Below are 12,670 nucleotides of genomic sequence, written 5' to 3'. Positions count from 1 at the left end.
CACCCATAAAGCCCGCACGATGTAGGGATGGCGTTCAAGGTGTATCCAAAGGAGGGCCTCTTTCTTGAAGCTGTCTTGCGCCGATTTTGAGTAAAGATACTTGTCCTGGAAGGTCTTAAGGACAAGAGGGTTTTTAGATTCATGGTCGTAGCAGACATAGACGACCCCCATGCCGCCACCTAATATCCGGTAAATCTCAAATCGACTGGCAATACGGTCGCCTATCTTGTACCCAGCGGGTTCAGGCATGTCACCAGCCCGGAGCTTCTTTGCAGCCTCCTTATTTAAATCGGCAAATATCCCCATACATCCCCCTTGTCAGGATCATAAAGATGCGTCTCGGTCCAAGACGTTTAATTGTAACACAACAACGCAATCCTCAGCAAGGGAATCAGAGCATCGCACAGAAGGGGTCAAGGGGGCTGGCCCCCTTGCAGGGGGTTCTGAGGGGGGGCAGAGCCGCCCCCTTCTTTTTTCTTCTATGTTAGTTGTTGCTTGAGTATATGCGGAAGTCGAGGTCTTCGAATATGGAGTTTTTGTATTCGAGCCAGTTGAGGAATATCACGTCAACGTTTTTGTCCTTAAAGCTCTCCAGCAGGCGGTTGAAGTTGGATATGTGTTCTTTTGTGCGCTTGACGGAGTACTCGATGGCGGTTCCACGGGTTATCAGAAACGCCCAGTCACTACTCTGAGCAAGCAGAAGCTCCCTGGCCAACTGATTCAGCACCTTTGTGTTGAGCCGTTCGGTTTCGGGGTCTTCGCCGGACATGTCGTAGTAGCTGTCGGCCAACTGTTGCATGGAGTCTGCCATGAAGTGCAGGTGTCTGTATATCCAGTTGTTGTCGTCGTTGAGCCAGACTTCGTAGTAGCCGTTTTCACCCCACGAGGACGGACTGGGACATACGGTCTGATTTTTGGGATACTCCTTGAGGTACTCCGGAGCGGTTACGGGCTTGATGATGCCGTCCTTTTGCAGTTGCAGCAGGACGTGATACAGGAAGTCCGGCCCCTCAAACCACCAGTGACCATAGAGTTCGGCGTCGTAGGGGGAGACGATCAGTGGTGGTCTGTCAACCGATGCCTTCAACATTTCGATCTGCTTGTACCTGCCGGCACAGAAGTGCTCGGCATGAAACCTGGTCTTGTGAAACGCCGCCAGCGGGTCATAGGGGAGCTTGTCTTCGGTCTCGCCGGTTATCTTGTAGTATTTGATCCCGGTAAAGACCCTGTTGCCATCGGGGGAGATATAGGGCTTGATGTAATCCATGTCCAGGTCAAAGCCGATGTCACGGTAGAAGTCACGATAATCGGGGTTGCCCGGATAACCGGCCTCGGCGCTCCAGACCTGCTTGGAGGTCTCAACGTCCCTGGCAAAGACCGCCACGCCATTTAACGTGTGGGCGGCCGAGTACACCGAGTACTTTGGTGACGGCACGCCGTTGGCCAATCCGTGGGATTCCATGAAGAAATATTTCAGGCCGTATTTTCTGAGGATTTCATCGAGGTCCTCGTAGTACGCACACTCGGGCAACCATATGCCATCGGGCGCCTTTCCAAAGTGCTTGCTGTGACTCTGCACGGCCAGGTCTATTTGCGCCTCCACCGCACGGACGTTTGTCCGCAACAGCGGCAGGTATCCGTGGGTTGCACCACAGGTGATTACCTCCAGCCAGCCCTTTTGAGAAAAATACTTGTAGCCATTTAACACACTATAATTAAGCACGTCGGTAAAAAATGACTTCAGCTCAAGAAACCTCTTGTAGTAGAACGTGGCAACAGGCAACAGGCCGCTGTTTGTCCTCAAGCGTCTCATCTCCTTCTGCGCAAGCTCTATCAGCTTGTCGAGGTACTTCAGGAACAGGTCGGTGAGATACTCGTCGGCAAGCATTTCGGCCAACGGCGGCGACACCGATAAGGTCAGACGAAAGTCCTGGTTTTCGGCCTCGAACTTCTTCATTCGCATAAGCAGCGGCATGTACGTCTCAGAGACGGCCTCAAAGAGCCAGTGTTCCTCCAAAAAATAGTCAAACTCCGGGTGTTTTACAAATGGCAGATGTGAGTGTAAAACCGGCAACCAATATCCCTGTACCATCGGATTAGCTCCTTTCACTTGATGACATTTCGCTTGAGCCGGGCATTCCGGCTGCGTCTTTTAATTTTTCAAAGTACTCCCTCACAGAACCGGAACCGGATTCCTTGCCCTTGTCCTTTTGACTGAGAAACTTGATAAACTCCAAAAACAGGCTCAACAACCGGATGTCCTCTACCCTGGTCTCAAAGAACCGTTTTATCAGGTCAAGCATCTTCTTGTCATCACCCGACAGGTGTTTGAGTTTCTCTATCAGCTCCAGGATCACCCCTATGCTCTCCGTGTCCTTGAAGCGTATCTCAAGGAGCTGGCTGACTATGCCCATTTCCTTTTCAAAGATATCGGTGGTCTGTTCCAGTTCGGGGGCGGTTTCCTTGACGGGGGCATCTGCGACCTTCTCTTCCTCGGCAATCATGACCCCCTTGCTCCAGAACTCCTCTTTCAGCCCCAGCACCTTAAACGACGGCACGTTTAGATGATTAGACCTCAGCAGTTCAACGAAATTGCCATCCCTCTCCACACCGATGGCAACCACCATGGGTCTGAAGGCCTCCGTGCAGGGGATGTAGACACTGCCCACGGCTCCTTCTGCTGGGGTTACCCATATTTCTTTTTCTTTATCGCCCTTTTTCTGGCCTGCGTTTATTTCGTATACCTTTACTGTGAAATTCGATGACGCAGGGTCCTGTAACTTGTCTGACAGCAGAGTCTGCGTTAATTCCCAGTAAACAAAAATCTTGTTTTCGTTAACCGGCAGCGCTACTATGGTATCAATATCGTACTTAGGGGGGATTTCGTATTCCTCATTGATGGGATATCGTGTCATGTCCGAAATAAGGTAGGTGATGCCATGCACGTCATCGGTTTGTATCCTGTGTCCTAAGGTGTTTGTGTTCATGTCTGTGTCCATAGAGTCTCCTTTTGTTGTATTGTCCATTTCGATGATTTATTGTTTACCGGATATTTTACTGTATACGGTCAGGTACTTTTCAGCGGGCAATGTCCACGAGTAATCAGTGGTCATATCGGTCAGCATGATTTCCCTGAAGGTATAAGGTTTTTCGTTCCATGTTGCGGCGGCGCGTTTGAGGGTCTGTTCTATGGCATCGTAAGTGAAGTCGGTGAATACGAAACCGTTTCGTTGAGTGCGCAGGGTATTGGAGTCCTCGATGTCAAAGACGGTATCGCTGAGGCCGCCGGTTTTTCTGACTATGGGTACGGTGCCGTATCGCATGGCGAGCATCTGGGTCAGTCCGCATGGCTCAAACATGCTTGGCATCAGCAGGAAGTCGGACCCGGCATAGATCAGGTGTGCGAGGTCTTCGTCATGGCTGAGATTTATGTGGCAATCGGGGTTGTTCTTGAGGTAGTGCTTGAGGTGATAGAAGTACTCGGCTATTTCCCTATCCGGGGATGAGCCAAGTAATACAAACTGCATACCCGTGCTGAGGGCATTGAGTATGGCGTGTCTGATCAGATGTACACCCTTTTGCATATCGAGGCGTCCAACGACCGAAACGATTGGTTTGAAGGCATTGCGCATGGAGAGTCTGGCTCTGAGGCGTTCCTTGTTTTTGAACTTGTCCTCTATGGTTTCTATGGCATAGTTGAAGGGGACGTTGGTGTCAGTTGCGGGATTCCAGGTGTCGTAGTCAACGCCGTTGATGATGCCTTCGTACTTGGCTGCATGTTGGGAGAGGACGACCTCGAGGCCCTCGCCGAGCTTTGAGGTGCGGGTTTCTACGGCATACTGCGGAGAAACGGTGGTGACCGCATCGGCGTGGATTATACCGCCCTTCATGAGATTTATGTAGCCCTGTTTGGAGTCGTCCATGACGGAGTCCTTGCCGGATAGTGATGCTGGGTCAAGGCCGGCTTTTTTCATGGCCTTGTCGGTAATCTTGCCCTGGTGTTTTATATTATGGATCGTGTAACAGGTCTTTGTTGTTCTCTGGTGACTGGTTTTGAGCAGTATCGGGATCAGTGCGGTTTGCCAGTCGTGGCAGTGGATGACGTCGGGGTGTTTACCGGACTCCTTGAGGAACTCCAGTGCAGCCAGGCAGAAGAAGGTGAAACGTTCCTCGTCATCGCCGGCGCCATAGAAGCTGCCTCTGTCGAAGTATTTTTCCTCCGAATGCGATTTGATGAAGTAACAGACGTTATCATGCACCCTGCCCATGTGGGCGGTGCAAAACACACGTTTGCCTCCATATTGTACCGAAAGCGCCATCGGATTGTTCTGCAGGTCCTCAACCAGCGAGTGGTTCATGCAATCGTAATAGGGAAGGATAACTTCGACCTTATGGCCCTTTCTGGCCAACTCACGACTTAATCCGTCCACTACGTCTGCAAGTCCGCCCACCTTGGAAACCGGCGCACACTCCGAGGCAATCATAGCTATATACACAACATACCTCCTTGGAAATTTTTTTTTATGTCTTCAACAGGCAATTCAACTGCAATTCTTTATTTTCATCGTAATATATCTCGTTATCTCTAAAAAACACACCATTGCATATATGCTACAGCATCGCCGGAGGTTTTGTCAATCGCTCACAAAAACGGTACGCTGCAACCACAGTACGGTGTATTCATGGCTATTCATAGCTCAATACGAAACTCTGCTCCATGGTCAACGTTTATGACGTCGAGCCTGCCGCCCATGTTACGCTCAATAATGGTCTTGGACATGTACAGGCCTATGCCGGTACCCTTCCCCTGCTCTTTGGTTGTAAAGTACGGCTCAAAAATCCTGTCTATTATACCTTCGTCTATGCCTCCACCGTTGTCTGTTATGACCACAACGATCTTGCCGGCTTCCTTGAAGATATTTATCGTGATCATACCTTTTTCGGCAACTTGAGGCGGCTTCTTTCTGTTGTCTATGATGGCGTCTTTGGAGTTATTGATGATGTTCAGCACGGCCTGCTTGAACTCGTTGGGGAAGCCGTTGACAAACAGTGCGTTTTCATCAGCGGCAGTGACCTTGATTCCTATGGAATTGTTAAAGAGCTGGGCGCTGACTATAGAGATCATGGAGTTAATTGCGCTGAGACAGTTAAAGGTCTCTTTTTCCTTGGCCGGTCGGAAGAAGTTTCGGAAGTCGTCTATGGTCTTTGACATGAACTGAATCTGTTTCATGGTATCCGTTACGGCCCTCTGGATGTATTCCCTGTCGATTTCGCCGTACTCGAATGCGTCCTCGAGATCCTGTACGATCAGTCCGACGGCATTGAGGGGTTGGCGCCACTGGTGTGCAATGGCTCCGATCATCTCACCCATTGCGGCCATCTTGGACTGCTGTATCAGCATCTGTTCCTTCTGCTGCCTCTGGACGATCTCTTCGGCGACACGTTGTTCAAGTCTCCGGTTGAGGTCTTGAAGCTCTGCATGTTTGAGCTTTATTTCGATCTCCACGAATTTGCGCTTTATGCCGGTTGCGATGTTGTCTGCAGAGGCCACCATTGCCCTGAAGGCAAACTCACTAAGCCGGTTGCGACAAAAAGCAGCCATAACGCCCATCAGTTGGTCCTCCACAACCAGCGGATATCCGCCAAAGGAGACAAACTGGTTATGCTTTGCCCATTCATCGTCGTGAAAGAACGACTCTGCCAGTGCGTTGTTTGTCATCACCGGTCTGCGATTTAAGCCTATGGTGCCGATCTCAGACATCCCCAGGGGTATTCTGTTATAAGCGTCACCTATCTCCGTCATCTCCGTGCATGGTCCAGAGGCGGATTGCATGACAAGCATGTTCGTCTCAGAGTCATAGAGCCATATGCAGCAGAGGGAGGCACCTATCTTGTTGACCACTGCATCCGTACAACTCTTGAGCATCTGGTGGAGGTCTTCCCCACGACTGAGCGCATTGCCTGTTTCGGCGGAGAAGGCTGCCAGTCGTGCCTGCTCCTCCAGCGCCTTTGACACCTGCTTGTGTTCGGTGATGTCAACGATAGACATGATACACTTGTCGCTGCCGGTGATGGTCTTGAAACTGACGTAGACGTTTTTTCTCATACCGTACTTGTTGACGATGATGGTCTCATATTGTTTTAATGAGGCATTTTTATACAGCGCCCTGTTGTCATAATTTATCTTGATTCTGGGGACTTCATCGGGGGCAAGTATGTCCATCCAGTTTTTTCGGTATTCGGTATCTTTTCGGGTGTAGCCGGTGATTGTTTCGAACTCGTCGTTAATCATCGTGATGGTGCCGTCGCCATCGATGACGATAGTGGCCCCGCCGGATATCTCAAATATGCTGCGATAGAGGCTTTCACTTTCCACCAGACACTCTTCGGCGCGCCTTTGGTCTGTAACGTTGGCAAAAATCCCCATGAATCCTGTGATATTAAGGGCGTGATCCCGTACCGGGGCCATAGAGACATTTATGTCTATCAACATGCCGTCCTTGCGAAAGCGCCTTAGCTCAACCCCCGTAATGGTCTCACCACGGGAGAGTGCATCAAATATCTGCGGGCACACAGTCGCAGGATTGCCAGCAGAAGGCTCATCAAGGACAAAAGGAAGCTCAGAGCCAACGACATCCTCAGCGCTCCAGCCAAAAATCCCCTCCGCTGCACCGTTGTACATCAACACCTTCCCAGCCTTATCCATATAGATAATTCCAAGCGGGGAAGCCTCGACAATGGTTTTCAACTTCCCATTGTCATTAGTTGAATAAAAGGACTCCCTGTCAGGGGTATCTGCCTTCATATCTCCCACTTGATGAAACAAAACAGCATCATACACTAACTCAACAAAACCATATTAAAACGTAGTATATCATGCTCATAATGAAAAATGCAAGGTATCCAAGTTTGCCTTCTTTTCTTCTTACTTGACAAACATGGCTGATTCAATTCATTATTAAAATGTAGGATATCGATGAAGATTCTGGTTACTGGTGCAGCAAGATTAAACGTGGTTGGTATCCTCTTAAAAAAGCATGGTAAAATGGGGTCAAGGGGACTTCTTCGTGGCCGGGGCGCCTCGCCCCTCCCCTTGCGGGGGGTTCTGAAGGGGGGCGGAGCCGCCCCTTTCTTTACTTGCCTTAAAGTATAGTTACCATGAAATATAAAGAGGATACCGTGGTTGGCTCCTGCATAGGGGCAGGTCGTGCTAGATGGTTGTCATGCGAGGATCGGCAAGACGATGCAGTGGCCTCTGGGATTAATCTATCTAACGGTAAAGGTGCCAATTTTAACGGAGTGAGTTTTATGGGATTGATCATATGACAAGTAAGCGGACCCTGATGAAGGGCAATGAGGCAATAGCAGAGGCGGCAATACATGCCGGGTGTCTTTTTTATGCCGGTTATCCGATAACACCGCAGAACGAAATCCCCGAGTACCTCTCCAGGAGGATGCCCGAGGTCGGGGGTGTGTTTATCCAGGCAGAGAGTGAGATATCCGCCATCAACATGGTCTACGGAGCTGCGGCTGCCGGTGTGCGTGCAATGACGTCATCAAGCTCACCCGGAATCAGCCTCAAGCAGGAGGGGATATCATTCCTGGCGGGGGCGGAGTTGCCCTCGGTAATTGTAAACATGCAGCGTGGTGGACCGGGGTTGGGCAACATTTCGGGGGCACAGTCGGACTACTTCCAGTCGGTCAAGGGTGGTGGACACGGGGACTACAGGCTGCTGGTGTATGCACCCCACAACGTCCAGGAGATGTGGGACCTTACGTTTCTGGCCTTTGACAGGGCCGACCTCTATAGAAATCCTGTCCTGATCCTGGCCGATGCGATATTGGGACAGATGATGGAACCCTTTTATCCAACACCATACGTCAAACCAGACCTGCCCCAAAAGAACTGGGCTCTTACGGGGTGCCTTAACAGACCACCGAACATCATAAGAACCCTATACATGGAAGAGGGGATGCTGGAAAAGAAAAACAACATCCTTGCCAACAAGTACCGCCAGATGAGGGCATCGGAGGTGAGATACGAGGCAATTGATGTGGCAGATGCGCAGATTATAGTGGTCGCTTTTGGCAGTGCTGCCAGGATCGCCCTGTCGGCCATAAAGGTTCACCGCAAGGAGGGCTTAAAGGTTGGACTCTTCAGGCCAATAACACTGTATCCGTTCCCTGACAAAGAGCTGTACAGCCTGGCCGGCGACAACGTGAAGTTCCTCACCATTGAGCTTAACACCGGACAGATGGTCGAGGACGTAAGACTTGCCGTAAACGGTAAGTCCGAGGTACTGTTTTACGGAAGGGCGGGTGGCGCTATCATCAGACCGCATGACGTCTATGACGTTATCAAAACAACAAGCCTGTAACGCCAACCTCTAACCCAAGCCCCTGAAACGCCTGGTGCACCAGCGTCTCTGACTGGCTGTGGTTGTGCGTCCTGGCAAAAAACGACGCAAAGAACCTGGACTTGAGGTCTGTCAGGTATCGCTCGTAGTCGTCAACCGCCTTTGCTATAACAAGTGGCACCTTTGGAATCCTTATAACAAACGAATCCGTCCTGTGGGCATAGACAATAAATCTGGCCTCATCCAAGCTTGCTGCAACGTACCTCAATCCCCCCTCTGAGACAACCTCCTGCTGTCCCATAAAGTACGAACCGAGCCTAAGGGGACCTTTGTCCACCGCTATCTCCCTGGCACCCTTGAGGTCTCTTGGGTCAACAAACCCCTCCGGAAATCTCCTCAGGCCATCAGGGATGACCTCTTCAATGACCTGCTCTTTAAGGCTCTCAACATCTCGTGTGGTCCTTGCCTGTTTGGATTTCTTTCGTGTCTTGGCCAACTCGATCCGCTCTCTGACCATCCCCGTAAGGCCCTCATACAAGGGCTTGAGATATGCCTTCGGGTCAAGTCCAAGGGCCTCAAGCACGGTACTGTCAAGGGCCTGCCTGTCCCTGAGCTTGACCTCCTCAAAGATGGACTTAACCGGACGGTTGAGCAGCTTTTCAAATGACTTCAGGATACCGGAGGCATGATTCTCTGAAATATTTGGAGTAAACAGCTCTTCATACTCGTATACTGTTAAATCAAGTGCGCCATCACCAAGCATAACCCTGCCTGCCACCTCCATAAACAAAAAGGTAACACTTGAGTTCAACAACGCTGCCAACAAAGCCATATTATCCTTAGCTTTTATTTCGTATAAACGTTTATCCGCAAGAAAAGCTCCTTCATTTAACGGCACAAAAAACCTTGTATTCCAGTGTTCCTGAACAAACATATCCCATGGCTGACGTTGCCCTATGTCATACCAAAGCCTCCTGCCTTGTACAGAAGGGACGGCAAGATATGAAACACCATCATCTGTAACCTTCTTTTCTCCATACCTGATATACTTCAACGCATTTGTTCCACGTAATATATTTTTATCTTTATGACAGACAAAAAGGAAAAACTTTGTCCTTAACGACTTATCTACTTTAATCTTGTCAAGCTCCTTAAACGACTTAATGATGGGAGTTAAAAACTCCTCCTCGATTCCCCAGTGTTGTACCCTCCCTTCATCCAGATGGAAGAACTTATTAATCCCTGTTGTATATCCCCTCCTCACATTCGCCACTTCTTTCAACGCCACCAGCTTATCTGCACACCTCTGCAATATCTCAAAATAAACCTTCGGCGCCCTGAGATACGGCCCCCACTTAACCGTCTTGCCGGAGCTTTCTACATCCTCAAGGAGTTCTTTTTGTCTTATCACCCTTATACTGAAGCTATCGTTTTCAACCGGCACATGCCCCTTCAGGGTGTTTACAACCCTGTCGCCATCGAACTTATAGTGTTCAGAGCCGGCCCTCTCTATCGTGTGTATCAGCCTGTCGAGGCCCAACCATCGGTCCATCGGGTAATTCATGTCCCAGGGGATTAACTCCCTGAGGCGTTTCTTTAGCTTTACGAACTTGACGTTGTTGTCATTTCGGCCATCCTCATCCTCACACCGCTGAAGTATTGTAACTACCGTGTTTACCGATGCATCCTCAAACCATGACTCACAACGGGACTCAACAACGGCCACTATCTTGAATCTTTTCAGGAAGAACCTCTGAAGCTCATACCCGTAGGCAACATCAAGCCAGGAGTTGGACGTAACAATTCCCATTCTCCCGTTTTCGCTGAGATGGCTTGCGGCGTGGAAAAACAGATAGGCATAGATATCGGCCTGCCCTGAGAGTTTCAACCCTCCATTGTTGAACAACTCCGGATACTCTATCTTTAAGACATTCACAAGGGTATCCTTGTAACCCTTGATTCGTTTTTCAATCAGCTCCTGTCGTATGTAGGGGAAGTTGCCCACGATGGCATCAAAGGGCGGTATGGGTTCGTCAATCATAAAATCATCCCCGACAGTCGGTCGTGGGGGCGGGAACCTTAACATGGCACCGGCCTTGATATCAAAGAAGTCCCCCGATATCACCCGCGGGAAGTTTGCGTAGTCCTCGATCCTCTGCCTGTAGAGGTTGATCGTGGCAAGTTCGGCGGGAAAGCGTGCTATATCGACCCCCCATATCTGACCGAGCAATCTCTTGTGGTCTCTTTCGCCAAAATTTCTGAGCCTGTCGTAGGCCCTGATAAGGAATGTCCCCGTGCCGCAGGTGGGATCCAAGACCCTGTCGGTCTTAGTCCGAACGCAAAAGGCCGTTATCAGGTCTACAAGGGCCTCGTTGGTAAAATACTGTCCCAGGGTGTGTCTCTCCTGCGGCGGGATCAGTCTCTCAAAGACGTTGCCCACCACGTCCTGGGGCATACGCGAAAAGTTGTAGCGGTTGAGGTCTGTAACGAGGTTGACCAGTGTCTGAGCGCCGTCCTGTGGAAAGGACACCCTGTCAGCAAAGTCCTCCTCAAACACCGCCTGGTAGTCTATACCCCTTGCTATCTCGAAATATTGTCTGAGTGCGGAGTCTATCCTGGCTGATTCATCCGCACGCAGCTCAAACCGGGGGATGTCTGAACGAAACCGGTACAAGGTAAGGTAAAAGAGTATCTTTCCCAGAAGCCTGTATATGATCTGTCTTGAGACGGTGTCATAAAACACATCCCCCGCCTCATATGCGGCAATCCCCTGCTTGACTGCCCAATCAAAGAGTCCTTCTCTGAAGGCGCTACTCTGGCCAATTTCCGTTATCAATGCCTGGTGCATGAGTGGGCCGAGGGTCTCTACGGCCCTGGAGAGCTCGTAGACAAAGTATGTCGAATCAACGTCAATCAGGTGGAGATGGCCTTCCCTGTTAAGGGTTGCGAGGTCGTTTAATATCTCCTTTGCCTTTGCCCTCAGGAGCAGCTTTTTGGATTCCACCCGGAGGTCGTCGGGGGTCGTTACCTGGGTTACCGGGGCGTAGGTTTTCAGCCTGTGCTCCCTGGTCACCTTCTGCTGCTGTAGGGGTGTTCTCCAGATTACGGCTTCAACCATGTTCCAGGTGACAAAGTAATCGGCGCCCATTGTCCTGGCCTTGTGTGCGGCATTTTCAAGCAACTCCCGGTCATCAACCGGCGTAGTGGGTGTCTTTAACTCCCAGCCACAAAAGCCCTGTCGGGCCTCCCTGTTTAGCCAGACCAGGACATCAGGAAACAGCGTCTTGTCCTCCGGGTCCCTCAAAGACACCTCCGAGGACACCCCTTCAAAGGGATATCCCCCCTCCCCTAATGACTCGTTGAGCCAAGACACTACCTGTGTCGTGAACTCCCGCTCGTTTGACCTAAAGTCTGCCATCATAGATTCAGGGGCAGCATCGCCTCTTGCTCTTTTTTCTCACATGTTCTAACTTAGGTATCATATTTTTTTCCCTCATCAACACAACACACGAAAGCCCCATGAGTATTATTATACCATACTCGTTCAACGTTGGTACGGTGGCTACATCCTGGACAAACGCCACGGGGTCTGTAATTGTTCCATTAACGGTTAAGTCATTATCCCCTGTAGCCCCATCTGTCAGGTGCAGGATGACAACCTTCTGCCCTTGCAGGACATTGACCTCACCGCAGGGTTTATTGCTCAAACTCTTATCGCAGGTGAAGTCATACCAATGAGAGGCGGCATTTGTCGGAGTCGGCCCGTACTTAAAGACCCGATTAACATTCACCGTCTGCGGCAGATAAAAAATAACCTGGGTATCGACGTTGGGCTGCACGTTTGTCAGGGTGAAGGTTATCGTGCCTAACGGCAGCCGTCCGCTATTGCCTGTGGATAGATTCAGGCCATTGACATCAGGGGTGGTGGTAGAACTAACACTAGCTATAGTAGCTGTGCTTGCAACACTGACAGTAACGGGCTTACCTGTGTCGTCAGTAACAACCACTGGAGTCGGGGCTGGTGAAGGTGTAGCCGAGGGAGCTGGTGTGATTGTAGGTGATGGGGTGGGGGTGGTTGTAGGACTTGGAGTTGGAGTAGCAGTCGGAGTCGGTGTCGGGGTGGCAGTGGGTGTAGGTATCGGGGTAGATGTAGGATTTGGTGTTGACTCAGTACGAACTGGCCAAACATAGAGGTTATCTGACTTATATTAGCTTTCATTAAAAAAGGATATGGAAGGGCGTTTTATTATCATTAAGAAAGGATATGTTATTGTTAAATATTTGACATGTTTGTAGTTATTCTTTTGAAGGAA

At 50.1% G+C, this 12,670-nt stretch carries 9 protein-coding genes and 1 pseudogene; 3 read left to right on the top strand and 7 right to left on the bottom strand.

Annotation, left to right across the window (positions count from 1 at the left end; genetic code table 11):
* The 5 genes and pseudogenes from HWQ67_RS05465 to HWQ67_RS05445 form a co-directional block, all read right to left on the bottom strand.
* Nucleotides 1-306: pseudogene (locus HWQ67_RS05465) on the bottom strand (hypothetical protein); the annotation flags it as partial.
* Between the two features lie 178 nt (nucleotides 307-484).
* Nucleotides 485-2,092: a glycoside hydrolase family 57 protein gene (locus HWQ67_RS05460; protein ID WP_218251641.1), complete on the bottom strand. Its 1,608-nt coding sequence runs from the start codon at nucleotides 2,090-2,092 to the stop codon at nucleotides 485-487.
* A gap of 4 nt (nucleotides 2,093-2,096) precedes the next feature.
* Nucleotides 2,097-2,999, bottom strand: a complete 903-nt coding sequence (locus HWQ67_RS05455) for a DUF4912 domain-containing protein (protein WP_218251640.1) — start codon at nucleotides 2,997-2,999, stop codon at nucleotides 2,097-2,099.
* 36 nt (nucleotides 3,000-3,035) lie between these two features.
* Nucleotides 3,036-4,496: a glycogen synthase gene (locus HWQ67_RS05450; RefSeq protein WP_218251639.1), complete on the bottom strand. Its 1,461-nt coding sequence runs from the start codon at nucleotides 4,494-4,496 to the stop codon at nucleotides 3,036-3,038.
* 194 nt (nucleotides 4,497-4,690) lie between these two features.
* Nucleotides 4,691-6,805, bottom strand: a complete 2,115-nt coding sequence (locus HWQ67_RS05445; protein ID WP_218251638.1) for a PAS domain S-box protein — start codon at nucleotides 6,803-6,805, stop codon at nucleotides 4,691-4,693.
* A 353-nt stretch (nucleotides 6,806-7,158) separates the two neighbouring features.
* On the opposite strand from HWQ67_RS05445, the gene HWQ67_RS05440 reads away from it, so the two are divergent.
* Both HWQ67_RS05440 and HWQ67_RS05435 read left to right on the top strand, forming a co-directional pair.
* On the top strand, nucleotides 7,159-7,326 hold the full coding sequence (locus tag HWQ67_RS05440; RefSeq protein ID WP_218251637.1) for a hypothetical protein: 168 nt from the start codon (nucleotides 7,159-7,161) through the stop codon (nucleotides 7,324-7,326).
* Nucleotides 7,323-8,378 carry a 3-methyl-2-oxobutanoate dehydrogenase subunit VorB gene (locus tag HWQ67_RS05435; RefSeq protein ID WP_218251636.1) on the top strand — a complete coding sequence of 352 codons (1,056 nt, stop codon included), beginning with the start codon at nucleotides 7,323-7,325 and terminating at the stop codon, nucleotides 8,376-8,378. Before HWQ67_RS05440 ends, HWQ67_RS05435 begins: the two co-directional genes overlap by 4 nt.
* Here the strand turns inward: HWQ67_RS05435 and HWQ67_RS05430 are convergent.
* Both HWQ67_RS05430 and HWQ67_RS05425 read right to left on the bottom strand, forming a co-directional pair.
* Entirely contained in the window at nucleotides 8,359-11,778 is a 3,420-nt protein-coding gene (locus HWQ67_RS05430; protein ID WP_218251635.1) for an HsdM family class I SAM-dependent methyltransferase, read from the bottom strand. The two genes, HWQ67_RS05435 and HWQ67_RS05430, sit on opposite strands and share 20 nt — an antisense overlap.
* A gap of 4 nt (nucleotides 11,779-11,782) precedes the next feature.
* Nucleotides 11,783-12,364 (bottom strand): choice-of-anchor U domain-containing protein, encoded by a 582-nt coding sequence (locus HWQ67_RS05425; protein WP_218251634.1) that lies wholly within the window; start codon nucleotides 12,362-12,364, stop codon nucleotides 11,783-11,785.
* A gap of 40 nt (nucleotides 12,365-12,404) precedes the next feature.
* Here HWQ67_RS05425 and HWQ67_RS05420 point away from each other — a divergent pair, with 40 nt between their 5' ends.
* Nucleotides 12,405-12,548 (top strand): hypothetical protein, encoded by a 144-nt coding sequence (locus HWQ67_RS05420; RefSeq protein WP_218251633.1) that lies wholly within the window; start codon nucleotides 12,405-12,407, stop codon nucleotides 12,546-12,548.
* The last annotated feature ends 122 nt before the right edge of the window (nucleotides 12,549-12,670 follow it).

Origin of the sequence: Candidatus Magnetobacterium casense, assembly GCF_019173545.1 — a bacterium.
In the GTDB taxonomy this organism is placed as follows: domain Bacteria; phylum Nitrospirota; class Thermodesulfovibrionia; order Thermodesulfovibrionales; family Magnetobacteriaceae; genus Magnetobacterium; species Magnetobacterium cryptolimnobacter.
This window is presented reverse-complemented; position numbering and strand designations above follow the sequence as displayed.

Coding starts and splice junctions, on each gene's coding strand:
- HWQ67_RS05460 (WP_218251641.1), bottom strand. CDS start 2,092: ATGGTACAGGGATATTGGTTGCCGGTTTTACACTCACATCTGCCATTT.
- HWQ67_RS05440 (WP_218251637.1), top strand. CDS start 7,159: ATGAAATATAAAGAGGATACCGTGGTTGGCTCCTGCATAGGGGCAGGT.
- HWQ67_RS05430 (WP_218251635.1), bottom strand. CDS start 11,778: ATGATGGCAGACTTTAGGTCAAACGAGCGGGAGTTCACGACACAGGTA.
- HWQ67_RS05435 (WP_218251636.1), top strand. CDS start 7,323: ATGACAAGTAAGCGGACCCTGATGAAGGGCAATGAGGCAATAGCAGAG.
- HWQ67_RS05445 (WP_218251638.1), bottom strand. CDS start 6,805: ATGAAGGCAGATACCCCTGACAGGGAGTCCTTTTATTCAACTAATGAC.
- HWQ67_RS05455 (WP_218251640.1), bottom strand. CDS start 2,999: ATGGACACAGACATGAACACAAACACCTTAGGACACAGGATACAAACC.